12 protein-coding genes are annotated in these 14,681 nt (G+C 71.6%); 5 read left to right on the forward strand and 7 right to left on the reverse strand.

The annotated features are described in order from the left end of the window. Positions 1-11: 11 nt before the first annotated feature. The 3 genes from G514_RS28705 to G514_RS0123655 are packed head-to-tail and all read right to left on the reverse strand — an operon-like array spanning position 12 to position 2,799. Positions 12-1,682, reverse strand: coding sequence for a S8 family peptidase (locus tag G514_RS28705; RefSeq protein ID WP_051248193.1), 1,671 nt, complete (start codon positions 1,680-1,682; stop codon positions 12-14). Positions 1,683-1,691: 9 nt separating this feature from the next. Further along, positions 1,692-2,153: a hypothetical protein gene (locus G514_RS0123650; RefSeq protein WP_028653763.1), complete on the reverse strand. Its 462-nt coding sequence runs from the start codon at positions 2,151-2,153 to the stop codon at positions 1,692-1,694. Continuing rightward, positions 2,146-2,799, reverse strand: coding sequence for an RNA polymerase sigma factor (locus G514_RS0123655; RefSeq protein WP_245582321.1), 654 nt, complete (start codon positions 2,797-2,799; stop codon positions 2,146-2,148). The genes G514_RS0123650 and G514_RS0123655 overlap by 8 nt, the downstream gene beginning before the upstream one ends. Positions 2,800-2,895: 96 nt before the next feature. On the opposite strand from G514_RS0123655, the gene G514_RS0123660 reads away from it, so the two are divergent. Together G514_RS0123660 and G514_RS0123665 are read left to right on the forward strand one after the other, a co-directional pair. Next, positions 2,896-4,047: a lipid II:glycine glycyltransferase FemX gene (locus G514_RS0123660; protein ID WP_028653765.1), complete on the forward strand. Its 1,152-nt coding sequence runs from the start codon at positions 2,896-2,898 to the stop codon at positions 4,045-4,047. Next, positions 4,047-5,099, forward strand: a complete 1,053-nt coding sequence (locus G514_RS0123665; RefSeq protein ID WP_028653766.1) for an alanine racemase — start codon at positions 4,047-4,049, stop codon at positions 5,097-5,099. Before G514_RS0123660 ends, G514_RS0123665 begins: the two co-directional genes overlap by 1 nt. Before the next feature lie 55 nt (positions 5,100-5,154). Here G514_RS0123665 and G514_RS28710 read toward each other — a convergent pair whose 3' ends face one another. Further along, complete coding sequence (locus G514_RS28710) at positions 5,155-6,624, reverse strand: glycosyltransferase family 87 protein (RefSeq protein WP_051248195.1); 1,470 nt, start codon at positions 6,622-6,624, stop codon at positions 5,155-5,157. A gap of 1 nt (position 6,625) precedes the next feature. Beyond that, positions 6,626-9,139, reverse strand: a complete 2,514-nt coding sequence (locus tag G514_RS28715) for a transglycosylase domain-containing protein (RefSeq protein ID WP_169576565.1) — start codon at positions 9,137-9,139, stop codon at positions 6,626-6,628. Between the two features lie 245 nt (positions 9,140-9,384). Here G514_RS28715 and G514_RS28720 point away from each other — a divergent pair, with 245 nt between their 5' ends. The 3 genes from G514_RS28720 to G514_RS0123690 all read left to right on the forward strand — a co-directional run bounded on the left by G514_RS28720 (position 9,385) and on the right by G514_RS0123690 (position 12,272). Then, positions 9,385-9,969, forward strand: a complete 585-nt coding sequence (locus G514_RS28720) for a PadR family transcriptional regulator (RefSeq protein WP_036566172.1) — start codon at positions 9,385-9,387, stop codon at positions 9,967-9,969. A gap of 38 nt (positions 9,970-10,007) precedes the next feature. Next, positions 10,008-11,096 (forward strand): inositol-3-phosphate synthase, encoded by a 1,089-nt coding sequence (locus G514_RS0123685; RefSeq protein WP_028653767.1) that lies wholly within the window; start codon positions 10,008-10,010, stop codon positions 11,094-11,096. Between the two features lie 321 nt (positions 11,097-11,417). Next, positions 11,418-12,272 (forward strand): hypothetical protein, encoded by an 855-nt coding sequence (locus tag G514_RS0123690; protein WP_157545200.1) that lies wholly within the window; start codon positions 11,418-11,420, stop codon positions 12,270-12,272. 154 nt (positions 12,273-12,426) lie between these two features. Here G514_RS0123690 and G514_RS0123695 read toward each other — a convergent pair whose 3' ends face one another. Both G514_RS0123695 and G514_RS0123700 read right to left on the reverse strand, forming a co-directional pair. Further along, positions 12,427-13,137, reverse strand: coding sequence for an AIM24 family protein (locus G514_RS0123695; RefSeq protein ID WP_028653769.1), 711 nt, complete (start codon positions 13,135-13,137; stop codon positions 12,427-12,429). 48 nt (positions 13,138-13,185) lie between these two features. Continuing rightward, positions 13,186-14,634, reverse strand: a complete 1,449-nt coding sequence (locus G514_RS0123700) for a CCA tRNA nucleotidyltransferase (protein ID WP_028653770.1) — start codon at positions 14,632-14,634, stop codon at positions 13,186-13,188. Between the last annotated feature and the right edge of the window lie 47 nt (positions 14,635-14,681).

The raw sequence follows: 14,681 nt of genomic DNA on the forward strand, positions 1-14,681 counted from the left end.
CGATTGTCGCGCTACTGGTCCGGTTTGGCCTGCACCGCGGCGACCGCGTCGCGCGCCCGCTGGAGCGCGGTCGCCTCGTCGTCGCCGTCCGCGATCCGCGGCTCGAGCGCCGCGGCGATCCGCGCCGCGACGATCGGTGCGGAGAACGACGTGCCGCTCCACACCCCGAACCCGCCGCGGAAGTCGTCGGGGTCGATGGTCTCGCGCGGCCGGCCGTTCTTCTCGCTGCGCGCCGCGGGCTCGAGGCCGCCCTGGAACGTCGTCGGGAACGTGCTCATCACCGCGGCCCCGGTCGTGTAGCACGTGACCCAGGGGCCGATGTTGCTGAACAGCGCGTCGGTGACCCTGTTGGGGTTCTTCGCGCCCACCGAGACGATCGGGGGCGCGTCCGGGTCGAGCGTGACCGGCGGGGCGCCGGTCGACCACGGCGCGAACGCCGCCGGGAAGCTGGGCCGCGACGTGGCGTCGTTGCCGGCCGAGCAGACCACCACGCAGCCGGTGAGCGAGATGTCGCGGAGGATCTCGTACATCGTCGGGTCGAAGAGCAGGTCCTGCGGGGTCTCGTGGTAGTAGCCCATCGACAGGTTGAGCACGTCGATGATCCGCCCCTCCTTGCCGCCGGTGCTGCGCCCGAGCCGCGCCAGGTCGCGGATCTGCTGGAGGGTCGTCACGAGGTCCGACTCCACGATCGGGCCGTCGGACGGCACCACGCGGAACGCCAGGATCTGGGCGTCGGGACAGCCCTGCATCACGAGTCCGGCGATGAACGTCCCGTGCCCGGCCATCGGGTCGATGACGCCGTCGAGCATCCCCACGACGTCGCCGGTGAGCTCCGGGTCGTCAGAGGGCGTGATGTAGCCGATCGCCGTGCTGTCGACCTCGATGCCCTTCTCGACCACCCCGCCGGCGAACCAGTCGTGGTCACCGCACCCGGTGTCGAGGATGGCGACCGTGGGGCGGCGGCCCTGGTAGTCGTCCTTGCGGGGCGGCCGCGGGCCCACGTAGGCGATCGGCTGTCGGCCGCCCGAGCCCGGGGCGGCGTAGCTCGCCACCGGGTTGTCCATGCCGCCGCCGGAGGGGTTGCTCCAGTGGTAGGGGTTGGACCAGTGGTACGGGTTCGACCAGTGGTAGGGGTTCGACCAGTGGTAGGGGTTGCCGTCGATCGGGTGCACGTCGAGCAGGTGGTCGAGGGTGACGCCGCGGAGCAGCTCCTCGGCCTCGTTGCGCTCGACGAACGTCTCGCGGTTCGCCTCGGCGTCCGCCCGCCGCTCCTCCTCGGGCCGCCGGGCCTCCGCGCGGGCCTGCTGGAGCAGCACCCACGCGTCCGGGGGCCGGGTCGCCACGCCGCGCCCGACCACGATCCGCACCGACCGCTGCAGCGCGCCGGCGTTGGCCTCGTCGTCGAACTCGGTGGTGTCGAGCTCCCAGTTGAGGCTGCGCAGCGCGCTGGCCAGCGTCGTGAGCCGGGCCGCGCCCGCCTCGTCGGCGGTGCGCACCAGCAGCCGGTCGCCGACGTACGCCGTCGGCATCGGCCGGGGCTGGCCGTCCACCTCCGGGCCGCTCGCGGGGTTGACCACGCCGATCGGGAACGCCGGCCCCGCCCAGCGCTGCCAGTCGTCGACGTCGGGGAACCGCTTCGGGCGACGCACGGGCACGAACCGCTCGGAGTCGGGGTGGGTCATCGGCAGTCCTCAGATCTCGAAGGCGGGCGTCATGAACGGCGTGGTGCCGTCGGCCGGCTCCAGCCGGAGACGGAGCATGCCGGGGGTCAGGCCGGGCAGCTCGAAGCGGCCGGTGTCGCCGACCTCGAGCGTCGCGAGCTCCTCGCTGTCGCGGAGGACGACCACGGTGATCGGCGACGGCGGGACGACCCACCCGTCGATGCGGGGCGAGCTGCCGTCGGTGGAGATCCGCAGCAGCAGGTCGACGCCGTCGTGGGCGAAGCGCAGGGTGTACGCCGTGGCGGAGGCGCCGCGGGCGCCGGCGAGCTCCTCGGTCCGCTCGACGAGCAGCATCAGCTCGAGGTCGAGGTCGGACGCCGCGAGGGCCGCGGCGGTCTGGAGCCGGGCCACCATGCCCTCGGGCACGGCGTCCTGGGTCTCCCAGTAGGTGCGGACGCCGGCCAGGAGGTCGTCGTCGCTCAGCTCACTCATGGCTGTCCCCGTTCGTGTCGATGAGGGCGCGAAGCTTCTGGAGGCAGCGGCCGCGGGTCGGGCCGATGCTGCCCACCGGCATCCCGAGGTCGGCGGCGATCTTGGTGTAGTCGGGGCGGTGCTCGAAGGCCACGATCCGCAGCAGCGCCTGGCACCGCTCGGAGAGCCGCTCGACGGCGTCCCACAGCCGGTCGTCGCCGTCGCGGCGCACGACCTCGGCCTCGGCGGAGCCCGCGTCGGGCAGGCGGCGGGCGAGCTCGTCGTCCTCGACCGGGATCCCGCGGCCGCTGGCCTTGGCCACGCGCCACGCCTCCCGGCGTGCGGTCGTGGTCAGCCAGCCGCCCACGGCGGCGGGCTCCTGGATCGACCCGCGGGCCTTCACCAGGGCCAGCCAGGTGGTCTGCACGACGTCCTCGGCAACGTCCGCCTCGAGGCGGTGGGCGCGCACGACGTGCCAGAGCACCGGGGTCATCACCCGGACCAGCTCGTCGAGCGCCACCGCGTCGCCCGCGGTCCAGCGCTCGAAGGCGGAGGCCGCCTCGCCCCAGACGTCGCCGGGGCGCTCGGTCGCAGCGCCGCCGATCGTCACGGTCGCCTCCGAGAGCACGGTGGTAGGGAAGGTCACGACGAGGAAGAGCGACGACAACGGCGCCTGATACACGTCGCCTGCACAGCGTGGCAGGTTCGTGCGCCGTCTGCGAGCACCCCGAGCCGCCGAGGTGCTTCCCGATAACCTCGACGGGTGACTCCCACCGTGCGCGCCATCAGCCCGGAGGACCACCTCGCCTTCCTCCGCTCCCAGCGCTCGGCGAGCTTCCTGCAGACCCCGGCGTGGGGCCGGGTGAAGTCGGAGTGGCGCCACGAGTCACTCGGCTGGTTCGACGGTCCCGGCGACGACGCCGCGCTCGTCGGCGCGGGCCTGGTGCTCTACCGCCAGCTGCCGAAGGTCAAGCGCTACCTCGCCTACCTGCCCGAGGGCCCGGTCATCGACTGGTCGACCGACCGGCTCGGCGAGTGGCTGGCGCCGCTGGCCGCCCATGTCAAGGGCCAGGGCGCGTTCGGCATCCGGATGGGCCCGCCGGTGGTGACGCGCCGGTGGAGCGCGGCGCAGGTCAAGGAGGGACTCGCCGACCCCGGCGTACGCCGCCTCGCGGACCTGCAGCCCACCGATCGCGACCCGGTGGGGGCGCGGGTCGTCTCCCAGCTCACCTCGCTGGGGTGGCGCCCGCAGGGCACGGAGGAGGGGTTCGCGCTCGGGCAGCCGCAGTACGTCTTCCAGGTCCCGCTGTCCGGCCGCACCGAGGCCGACGTCCTCGCCGGCATGAACCAGCTCTGGCGCCGCAACATCAAGAAGGCCGGCAAGGCCGGCGTCGAGGTGACCACCAGCAGCGGCCGCGGCGAGGAGGAGGGCGACCTCAAGCTCTTCCACGACCTCTACGTCCACACCGCCGAGCGCGACCACTTCACGCCGCGCGGGCTGCCGTACTTCCGGGTGATGGCCGACGCGCTCGGTGCCGAGGAGCCCGACCGGTTCCGCCTCTACCTCGGCCGGCACGAGGGCGACCTCGTGGCCGCCACGATCATGGTCCGCGTCGGCGCGCACGCGTGGTACTCCTACGGCGCCTCCTCCACCGAGAAGCGCGACGTCCGCGGCTCCAACGCGGTGCAGTGGGCGATGATGCAGGCCGCGCTCGAGGCGGGCGCCGACGTCTACGACCTGCGCGGCATCACGCCGACCCTCGACGCGGACGACAGCCACGTCGGCCTGATCCAGTTCAAGGTCGGCACCGGCGGCGAGGCCGTGGAGCACGCCGGCGAGTGGGACCTCCCGCTCGACGGCCCGACCAACAAGGCGATCTACAAGGCCTTCGAGCTCTACATGAGCAGGCGCTGATGGCGCTGGTGCTCGCGGTCGACGGCGAGCGCTGGCGCGGTCACCTGCGCGGCTACGCCGAGGCCACGCCGGGGCTGGTGCCCGTGGCGAAGGGCAACGGCTACGGCTTCACCCTCGGCCGGCTGGCGCGCAAGGCCGCGTGGCTCGGTGCGGACACGCTCGCGGTCGGCACCTACGAGGAGCTGCCCGAGGTCGCCGGCCGCTTCCCCGGCGACCTGCTGGTGCTGACGCCGTGGCGCTCCTTCCACCCGGCGCCGGACGCCTCGCTGGAGCGGCGGGTGGTCCACACGGTGAGCCGGCCCGACGACCTGGGCGGCCTGCTCGCGGCACAGCCGGGGGCGCGGTTCGTGCTCGAGCTCCGCACGTCGATGCGGCGGCACGGCATGTCGGCGCAGGAGCTCTGGGGCCTCGGCTCGGACGGCGCGCGGGCGCTGCGCGGCGGCCGCCTCGAGGGCGTGGCGCTGCACCTGCCGCTCGCCGCCGGACGGCACCTCGCCGAGGTAGAGCGCCTGCTCACCGACCTGGTCGCGGCCGGGCTGCCGACCCGCACGGTCTGGGTCAGCCACCTGACCGCGGCCGAGCTCACCACCTTGCGCTCGTCGTACGCCGACCTGGAGATCCGCCCGCGCATCGGCACCGACCTGTGGCTCGGCGACCGGGACGCGCTGCGGGTGACCGCGACCGTGCTCGACGCGCACCCGCTCGCGCGCGGCGACGGGTTCGGCTACCGCGGCCGCACCGCTCCCCGCGACGGCACCCTGCTGGTCGTGAGCGGCGGCACCGCCCACGGGATCGGCCTGGAGTCGCCCAAGGGCGAGGCCGGGCTCAAGGCCCGCGCCGCGGTCGTCGCCCGCAGCGGGCTCGACGCGATGGGCCTCACCCGGTCGCCGTTCTGGGTCGACGGCAAGCAGCGGCTCTTCGCCGAGCCGCCGCACATGCAGGCCTCGATGCTGTTCCTGCCTGCCGACGCCGCGGTGCCCGAGGTGGGCGACCGGGTCGACGCGCGCGTGCGCTACACCGCGACGACGTTCGACCGCGTCGACGTCGGCTGAGCCGGGTGCTGCCCCGGGTGCACTTTCGGCGCCTTTGCGCTGATTTGGTCTTGTTTCACGCGTGGAACAGCGCCGGTTCGGCGCGATTGCGCTGATTCGGCACCAACTGGTGGTCGGCCGGCTCGACGGACGGGTCGTCGCCACGGTCGCCGAGCACGGGGTCCAGGTCCGGCCGCAGCACGTCGCGGGTGACGATCGCGACGAGGTAGAGCTCGCCGAGCATCCTGATCAGGATCGCGACCCAGTACCACCCGACCTGGTCGCCCTCGTTGGGCTGCAGGTCGCCGTTGAGGTACCACCACACCGACGCGAAGTAGACGACCTCGCTCGCCTGCCACACCAGCTGGTCTCGCCAGCGCGGCCGGGCGAGCACGGCCAGCGGCAGCAGCCACAGGACGTACTGCGGCGAGTAGACCTTGTTGACGAGCAGGAAGCCGGCGACCACGAGGAAGCCGAGCTGCGCCAGCCGCGGCGTGCTCGGCGCGCGGAACCCCACCGCCGCGACCGCGGCGCACCACAGCCCGAACAGCGCCCACGACCAGTGGTTGACGGTGCCCGCCGCGATCGCCTCACCCGACCACTGGCTCACCACCAGCCAGGCCGAGCCGAGGTCGGGGCCGCGCTCGGAGTTGAACTCCCAGAACCGCTTCCACTCGTCCTGCCCCACGACGTACGCCGGGGCGTTGAGCACGAACCACGCGCCCGCGGCCGCGAGCACCGTGTCGACCAGGTCGCGGTAGCGCCGCTCGCGCAGGCAGATGATCGCGATCGGGCCGAGCAGGAAGAGCGGGTAGAGCTTGGTCGCGGTGCCGAGGCCGACGAGGAGGCCGGTCGCCACCGGCCGGCCGCGTGCCCACGTGAAGAGGGCGCCGGCGACCATCACCACCGCGAGCAGGTCCCAGTTGATGAGCCCGGTGAGCAGCAGGGCCGGCGAGGCCGCGAAGGCGGCGGCGTCCCACGGCCGCCGGCGGTGGGCACCGGCGAGGAGCCACGCCGAGAGGATGGCGAGCGCCCCGAAGACCAGCGCGTTGACGATCACGAAGCCGCGCTGCTCCTTGCGCACCTGCGGGGTGGCGGCAACGTCCTCGACCTGCTGGTCGGAGCGGGCGTGCACGTCGCCCGAGTCGGCCACCTGCTGGGTCACCCAGGCGGCGCCGTACGCGAAGTAGGCGATGCCGACGGGGTACTCCATGACCTCGTAGCGCGAGCGCACCTGCGGGTCGTCGGTGTAGGGCCAGTCCAGCTCCACCAGCCCGCGCCCGGTGTAGAGGTAGGGCAGGTCGGAGTAGCACATGTGCGTGTAGCGGTCGTCGTTCGTCCAGGTGTCCTGGTAGCAGCCGCTCTTCTGCAGCATCCCGAGCGCGAAGAACGCCGCCGCGACCAGCACCAGCACGCGGGCGGGCGTCCACCAGGGGTGCCGGGTGGCGTGGGCTCCGACGGGGCCGCCGACGCCCTCGCTGAGGGCGGTGACGACCGGGTCGTCCAGGGTCGGGTGGACGTGGTCGTCCGCTCGGCGGCGGGTCACGTCACCAGCGCATCCGGTCCCACCACGCCCAGGCGAACGCCGAGCGGGTCGCCGCCGCGGTGGCCGCCGCGGTGGCCGCCGCGCGCGACGGCACGCCGGTCGCGCTGGGCGTCGGCGTGGTGCAGCCCAGGACGGGGCAGGTCGGGGTGGTCGGCGGCGGGGCCGTCGTCGTGGGTGGTGGCGGCGGCGGCGCCGTGGTCGGCGGCTGGGTCGTCGGGTCCTGGGTCGGCGTGGTCGGCGGCGACGGCACCTCGGTCGGCGTCTTCGTCGGCCTGCCGGTGGCCGTGGACTCCGACTTGGTGGGGCTCGGCTTCTTCGTGGGCTTCGGCGGCAGCGTCGGCTGGTGGCCGTCGTCGGGCGCCTCACCGTCGACGTACGCCGGCGGCGGGAAGGTCTCCTCCTCGACGCCCTCCATGTCGCGGTTCATGACCGCGGTCCACGTGTCGGCGGGGTAGTCGCCGCCGAAGTACGACGGCAGCCAGCCGTCGAGCTGTTCGTTGCCCTTGCCGCGGACGTACATGACCGAGGTGGACAGCTGGGGCGTGTAGCCGGTGAACCAGGCCGAGTCGACCTGGTCGAGGGCGTTGGTCGCGGTGCCGGTCTTGCCGGCGGCCGGCCGGTCGATGCCCTGCGCCGCGGTGCCGGTGCCGGTCGCGACGACCTGCTGCAGCGCGTAGCTCACATCGGCGGCGATGTCGGCGCCCTGGTCCTTGTCGATGACCTGCTTGTCGCTGAGGGAGTGGTCGTAGAGGACCTCGCCGTCCTTCGACTCGACCTTCTCGATGATGTAGGGCTGGTTGAACCGGCCGCCGTTGGCGATCGTCGCGTAGCCGTTGGCCATGTTGATCGGGCTGATCGTCGCGCTGCCGAGCGTGATGCTCGGATAGGGGTCGAGGCCCGCGCTGGCCCGGGGGAAACCGTAGTGCTTGCCCGGGCCCTTGTTGGGCGGGATGCCCATGGCGTTCATCATCTCGAGGACCTTCTGCGGCCCGTCCGGCATCGAGACCGTGAGATCGGTGTAGGCCGTGTTGATCGAGTCCTCGGTGGCCTTGATCAGGTTGACCGCCGAGCCGTAGTCGTTGTCCTGCTCGTTGCGGATCTCGTCGCCGTTGTCGAGCACGAACGGCGAGTTGCCCTCGAAGGTGTCCTTGAGCGAGTAGCCGGCCTTGAGCCCCGCCGCCAGGGCGAACGGCTTGACCGACGAGCCCGCCTGCCCGCCCGCGATCGCCCAGTTGATCTCGCTGTCGAGGTAGTCCTGGCCGGCGAAGATGCCGCGCACCGCCCCGCTGCCGACGTCGACGCTGGCCACCGCGACGTGGAGGTTCTTGTCGCTGAACTCCTTGCCCTCGGGCCGGACCTCGGCGACGCCCTCCTCGGCGGCGGTCATCGCCTTCTGGGTGAACGTCGTGGTCACCCGGAGCCCGCCGCCGTCGATCTCGGACTCGGTGAACGGCTCGCCGGTGTCCTTGTTGGTGAGCGTGGTGAGCTCGTTCTTCACCATCGTCAGCACGTGGCCCTTCTGGCCACCGAACTTGTCGTCCGCCTTCTGCGGAGGGAACTTCGGCAGCTTGCGCGCCGCGCGCTTCGCCTCCTCGGCAGTGATCTCGTCGGCCTTCGCCATGCCGTCGAGGACGTAGGCGTAGCGCTCGCGCAGCGCGCGCTTGGCGTCCTTGCCGTCGGCCGGGTCGAAGCCGTTCGGGTTGTTGATGATGGCCGCGAGCGCCGCGCTCTCCTTGAGGTCGAGCTCGGACGCCGGCTTGTCGAAGTAGGCCTGCGCGGCGGCTTGGACGCCGTACGCCCCGCGGCCGAAGTAGATGGTGTTGAGGTAGCCCTCGAGGATCTGCTTCTTGGACTTCTGCCGCCCCACCTTGAGCGACAGGATCGCCTCCTTCAGCTTGCGCGTGTAGGAGCGCTCCTGGGTGAGGTAGAGGACCTTGATGTACTGCTGGGTGATCGTCGACGCGCCCTGGGTGGCGTTGCCGGACGCGTTGTTGAACACCGCGCGGACGATGCCGCGGTAGTCCACGCCGCTGTCGCTCCAGAACGTGCGGTTCTCGGCGGCGACGACGGCGTCCTTGATGTCCTGCGGCATCTCGTCGTAGGCGATGGCGTCGCGGTTCTGGACGGCGTACTGGCCGAGCTCGCTCTCGCCGTCGCTGTAGTAGACGAACGACGTGTTGGTCTCGAAGTCGGCGTTCGGGTCCGGCAGCTTGGTGGTCTGGTAGAGGTAGACGAACGCGCCGGCGACGACAAGGGCGCCTGCCAGACAGGCCAGCAGGACGTAGACCAGCGCGCGGCGGACCTTCTGCCCGCGGGTGCGCGCCTTCTTGGGCTTGCCGTTGCGGCCGAGCACCACGCGCGCCGGCTTGTTGTTGCCGGCCTTCTTGCCCGTCCTGGTGGCGGGAGCCTTGGAGCCCGCCTTCTTGGCCGCTCCCGAGGGCCTCGCCGCGGCCGCCTTGCGTGCGGGGGGTCGGCCCTGCCCGCCGCCCGAACCCGCCTTCCGCTTACCTGCCACGTCGCACGAGGGTACGCAACCGGCCCACGAATGGCCGAGTTGACGGGCCCGTCGCGGCGATGGTCGGGCCGTGGTCGCGCGCGCCGTGGTCGCGGGGTGGTCCGGTCGCCGGTGGCGGGGTAGTCCCTGACGAAACGGCCCCGGGATCGGATGTCCAGGGGCCGTTTCGTCAGGGACTACCCCGACGACCGAACTCGATGTACCAGCCATTCGCACTTGGTGGATATATCGCTACGATAGGTCGCGTGGCACGTCGGGCAGAGACCATCGAGCTGGCAGTCCTCGGACTGCTGCACGAGGGCCCCATGCACGGCTACGAGCTGCGCAAGCGGCTCAACCTCATGCTCGGCTGGGGTCGGGTGCTGTCCTACGGCTCGCTCTACCCCACGCTGAAGAAGATGCTCAGGGGCGCGCTGATCGAGGAGTCGACCGCGTCGACACCGACCTCGCGGCGTCCCAAGATCGTCTACCAGGTGACCGAGGCCGGCACCCGGGAGTTCGAGCGGCTGATGTCGGAGGTCGGTCCCACCGCGTGGGAGGACGACAACTTCGACATCCGCTTCGCGTTCTTCTCCTCCACCGACATGGAGATCCGGCTGCGCGTGCTCGAGGGCCGCCGGACGCGGCTCCAGGAGCGCCTCGACCGCATCCAGCGCGAGCTCTCCATGACCGAGAAGGAGGTCGACCGGTACGCCGGAGAGCTCCAGCGTCACGGCGTGGAGTCGGTCGAGCGCGAGGTCAACTGGCTCTCCGACCTCATCAACGCCGAGCGCGGCAACCCGCCCGCGCCCAACCTGGGCACCCCGCCCACCACCGCTGAGACGTCCTGACCGGCGCGCAGCACCTATCGAGAAGGGAAACGCACCCCATGGGTTCGGTTCGAGTAGCAATCGTCGGAGTCGGCAACTGTGCGACGTCCCTGATCCAGGGCGTCCACTACTACCGCGACGCCGACCCGAGCGCCACGGTGCCGGGGCTGATGCACGTCACCTTCGGTGACTACCACGTCTCCGACGTGGAGTTCGTGGCGGCGTTCGACGTCGACGACATGAAGGTCGGCAAGGACCTCTCCGAGGCCATCAACGCCTCCGAGAACAACACCATCAAGATCTGCGAGGTGCCCACCCTCGGCATCGAGGTGCAGCGCGGCCACACCCTCGACGGCCTCGGCAAGTACTACCGCCAGACCATCGCGGAGTCGGCCGCCGAGCCGGTCGACGTCGTCCAGGTCCTCAAGGACACCCAGGCCGACGTGCTCGTGTCCTACCTCCCGGTGGGCTCGGAGGAGGCCGACAAGTTCTACGCCCAGTGCGCGATCGACGCGGGCGTGGCCTTCGTCAACGCCCTGCCCGTCTTCATCGCCTCCGACCCCGAGTGGGCCAAGAAGTTCGAGGACGCCGGCGTCCCGATCATCGGCGACGACATCAAGTCGCAGGTCGGCGCGACCATCACCCACCGCGTGCTGGCGAAGCTGTTCGAGGACCGCGGCGTGGCCCTCGACCGCACCTACCAGCTCAACGTCGGCGGCAACATGGACTTCAAGAACATGCTCGAGCGCGAGCGCCTGGAGTCCAAGAAGGTCTCGAAGACCCAGGCCGTGACGTCCAACCTCACCGGCTCGCTGGCCGGCGTAGGCGCCGACGACCGCAACGTCCACATCGGCCCGTCCGACTACGTCGCGTGGCTCGACGACCGCAAGTGGGCCTACGTCCGCCTCGAGGGCCGCGCGTTCGGCGACGTCCCGCTCAACCTGGAGTACAAGCTCGAGGTCTGGGACTCCCCCAACTCCGCCGGCATCATCATCGACGCGATCCGCGCCGCGAAGATCGCCAAGGACCGCGGCCTCGGCGGCCCGATCCTGTCCGCGTCGTCGTACCTCATGAAGTCGCCCCCGGTGCAGCTCCCCGACGAGGAGGGCCGCGCGCGCGTGGAGGCCTTCATCCGCGGTGAGGAGTGACGCTCCCTCTCCCAGGCTGACTGTGTGCCCGGCTGGCGCCGGGGACGTCGAGTGACCCAATCCGCAGGTTCGCAACCGTTTTCATACTGCAGATCGGGTCACTCGACGCATTTCCACAGGCCCACACCGCGCTGATTCCTCCACAGGCGGGTCGGGCAGCCGTCTCGTGTGCCGCACCGCTGGGACCCGATCGCCCCGCCTGTCACCGGGTTGGTGGTGCCTGCGCGCGTCGACCCCACCGGCGAGAACGGTCCGACCCGAGGGCAGGCCGCGGGACCGGGCTTCCGCTCGACGTCGCCTGGTCGGGTCGTCCCGGCGAGCGTGACGGACGACCTGGTCGAGCAGCGGATCCTGGAGGCGTACGCCGGCGCCGGTCCGACCGCAGTCGTGACCGGGTGGGCGGCTCTGCGCCTGCTCGGCGCCGGTCACTTCGACGGGCTGGAGCGTGACGGCAGGACCCGGAGGCCAGTCCCGATCGCCGTGGACGGTGGGCGCGTCCGCACCGCACCGGGCCGGCTCGTGGTCCGCCACACCGTTCCGCCGGACGAGGTCGTCATCGTGCACGGCATCCGCTGCGCCAAGGCCGAACGCGCGCTCTTCGACGAGATGCGACTTCAACAGCACGACCCGCGCGAGATGGCGGTGGCAGCCGGGAACGCCTTCCGGGGCCAACTCACCTCGCTCAAGCGCATGCGGCTCTACGTCGCCACGCGGCGCTGGTACCGCGACAAGCGCATCGTCGCCAGTGGACTCGCGCTGGCCGCCGAGGGATGCCGGTCGCCGCAGGAGGACAGGTTCCGTCTCGTGTGGGAGCTCGACGCGATGTGGGGGCCGCCGCTGCTGAACCGCGAGGTGTTCGACGACGGTGGCGTCCTGGTCGGCATCCCGGACCTCCTCGACCCGCGACGCGGGGTGGCCGGTGAATACCTCGGAGCCGACCACCGCGATCCTGAGCAGCACCAGAACGACGTCGGCAGGTCGGCGGGGTTTCGCCGGGTCGGCCTCGAGCCGGTCGAGGTGGTGGGTCGCGACATGCGCCACCGCCCGATCATCGTGACCCGGATGGCCGAGGCAGAGGCGCGCGCGAAACTCAGGCCTCACACGTGGGTGCTGGGATCTCCGGCATCGCCCACGCTCGACGAGATCCTGGATGCTCGGGACGCCGCCGCCGAGTGACCCCCGGTTGTCGTCGAGTGACCGGATCTGCAGGTTGGGAGCGCTCCCTGACCTGTCATATGGGTCACTCGACGCGAAACGACCGGGCCACCACCCGCCCAGCCCACGCCCCAGCCCACGCCCCAGCCCACGTCCCACCCCAGCCCAGGCCCAGTCAGCCGCCCAGCAGGTCGGTGAGGCCACCACCGCCACCGGACTTGGCCTGACCCGCGGCAGCGGTCCACTCGTAGGCCTGGACGACGACGAAACCGGGGCCGTGGAAGGCGTACTGGAAGGCCTCGCCGCTGCCGCCGCGCAGCATCGACCTCATGTTCATGGTGTTGTTGATGCCCGGCACCAGGTGGGCCGACCAGCACACCGCGGCCTGGGTGTCGACGTACGTCGGCTGCGACGAGCAGTCGAGCACGACCGGCTTGCCGACCACGTTGATCGCGACGGTCCCGGTGCCGGAGACCGTGGTGTTGAAGAGCCCGCCGGAGGCCATCCCGGCGCCCTTGGTGCGCTTGATGTCCCACTCGAGCGAGGCGTCGAAGGCCATCAGGTTCCGGCTGTTGATGGTGATCGCCTCGCCCTCGAGCTGGAGCAGGAAGACGTAGCCGGCCTGGTCGGCGAAGAACACCTCGCCCTGACCCGAGACCCGCATCAGCGAGACGTCCTCCGACGTCATGATCTTCTTCGCGAGCTTGGCGAGGCTGCCGGACTTCTCGTGGTCGAAGCGGACCTGTCCCTGGAAGGCGACCATCGACCCCTTGGTCGCGAGCACGTCAGGGCCGAGCGCCACCCGCAGCATCTGGCTGTTCTGGAGGACGAACCGGTCCTCGCTCTGCCGCTCGAGGTTGGTCTGGTCGAACAGGTCGCTGCGCATGCCGACAGGCTAGGCCGACGATCCAGGCGGACGATCTACGCCGACGACCTAGGAACGGCCGGCCCACCACTCGCGCAGGGCGGCCTCGGCCTCCTCGGGGGACATCGGCCCGCGGTCGAGGCGCAGCTCGAGCAGGAAGTTGTAGGCCTGCCCGACCTCGCGGCCGGGGCCGATGCCGAGCAGCTCCATGATCTGGTTGCCGTCGAGGTCCGGGCGGATCGCGTCGAGCTCCTCCTGCTCCTGCAGTCGCTCGATGCGGGCCTCGAGGTCGTCATAGGTACGCCGCAGCCGCTCGGCCTTGTTGCGGTTGCGCGTGGTGCAGTCGGCGCGGGTCAGCACGTGCAGGCGGGCGAGCTGGTCGCCGGCGTCGCGGACGTAGCGGCGTACGGCGGAGTCGGTCCACTCGCCCGAGCCGTAGCCGTGGAAGCGCAGGTGCAGCTCGACCAGCTTGGTGACGGCGTCGATCTCGTCCTTGGAGAAGCGCAGGGCCTGCATCCGCTTGCGGGTGATCTTCGCGCCGACCACGTCGTGGTGGTGGAAGGTGACGGACCCGTCGTCGAGGAACTTGCGGGTCCGCGGCTTGCCGACGTCGTGCATCAGAGCGGCGAACCGCGAGATGAAGTCGGGCCCACCACCGAGCCGGTCCTCGAGGTCGATCGACTGCTCGAGCACGGTGAGCGTGTGCTCGTAGACGTCCTTGTGCCGGTGGTGCTCGTCGCGCTCGAGGGCGAGCGCGGGCAGCTCGGGCAGCACCCGCTGGGCGAGCCCGGTCTCGACGAGCAGGGCCAGCCCGCGCCGGGGGTACGACGCCGAGATCAGCTTGACGAGCTCGTCGCGGATCCGCTCGGCCGAGATGATCTCGATCCGCTCGGCCATCGCGGTCATCGCCGCGACCACCTCGGGCGCGACGTCGAACCCCAGCTGGGCCGCGAACCGCGCCGCGCGCAGCATCCGCAGCGGGTCGTCGGAGAACGAGTCCTCCGGCCGCCCCGGGGTGCGCAGCACCCCCTGCGCGAGGTCGACCACGCCGCCGTACGGGTCCTCGACCACCCGGCCCGGCAGCCGCACCGCCATCGCGTTGACGGTGAAGTCGCGGCGCCCGAGGTCGCCCTCGAGGGTGTCGCCGAAGTCGACGGTCGGCTTGCGCGAGGCGGCGTCGTAGGCCTCGGAGCGGTAGGTCGTCACCTCGACGGTCCAGTCGCCCTTGCGGCAGCCGATGGTGCCGAAGTCGCGGCCCATGTCCCAGGTCGCGTCGCCCCACGCCGCGAGCAGCCGCTCGGTGTCGTCGGGCCGCGCGGACGTCGCGAAGTCGAGGTCGGTGTGCGGGCGGCCCAGCATCGCGTCGCGCACCGGACCGCCGACGACCGCCAGCTCGTGGCCGGCGTCCGCGAACAGCTCACCGAGCTCGTCGACCACCGGCGCGAGGCGCTTCAGCTCGCCGTCCGCGTTGCGCTGGAGCTCGACGACGGTGCGGGTCGTCTGCTCGGGTCCGGACACGAGGGTCAACTGTAGGAGAACCAGGCCCCTTGACGGGTCCCGGGAGG

This window comes from Nocardioides halotolerans DSM 19273, from assembly GCF_000422805.1.
GTDB classification, from domain to species: domain Bacteria; phylum Actinomycetota; class Actinomycetes; order Propionibacteriales; family Nocardioidaceae; genus Nocardioides; species Nocardioides halotolerans.

What these genes read in the sequence shown, in the direction of transcription:
- G514_RS0123695 (WP_028653769.1), bottom strand. Translation starts at nt 13,137, where the DNA reads ATGCGCAGCGACCTGTTCGACCAGACCAACCTCGAGCGGCAGAGCGAG.
- G514_RS0123685 (WP_028653767.1), top strand. Translation starts at nt 10,008, where the DNA reads ATGGGTTCGGTTCGAGTAGCAATCGTCGGAGTCGGCAACTGTGCGACG.
- G514_RS0123665 (WP_028653766.1), top strand. Translation starts at nt 4,047, where the DNA reads ATGGCGCTGGTGCTCGCGGTCGACGGCGAGCGCTGGCGCGGTCACCTG.
- G514_RS0123650 (WP_028653763.1), bottom strand. Translation starts at nt 2,153, where the DNA reads ATGAGTGAGCTGAGCGACGACGACCTCCTGGCCGGCGTCCGCACCTAC.
- G514_RS28705 (WP_051248193.1), bottom strand. Translation starts at nt 1,682, where the DNA reads ATGACCCACCCCGACTCCGAGCGGTTCGTGCCCGTGCGTCGCCCGAAG.